A 249-nucleotide genomic window follows, 5' to 3' on the forward strand; every position below is an offset into this window, starting at 1 on the left:
GAACGCCTTCCCGATGTCGGGGAGCGCCACGTTCGCGACGGCGAGGTTCAGGTTCGCCACTGCGGCGACGAGAATCAGCGAGGCCAGCACCAGGCTCGCCCGCGCAGGACGACCGTCCTCGGGTGGGGTCACGGACACATAGTGCGCGCTCGGGCCGCTGTCCTGCGCGGTTTCCGACGGGTTTTCACCTTGCCCATCCTGCCGGGTTAGGATCACCTCACTCATTGTTCGACAGACTCGAAGAGTCTG

1 pseudogene is annotated in these 249 nt (G+C 65.5%); it reads right to left on the bottom strand.

The annotated features are described in order from the left end of the window. Positions 1–225 (bottom strand): annotated as a pseudogene (locus R1101_RS31470) (hypothetical protein); the annotation flags it as partial. Positions 226–249 lie beyond the last annotated feature (24 nt).

Source organism: Rhodococcus sp. R1101 (assembly GCF_000278445.1).
Taxonomy (GTDB): domain Bacteria; phylum Actinomycetota; class Actinomycetes; order Mycobacteriales; family Mycobacteriaceae; genus Rhodococcus; species Rhodococcus gordoniae.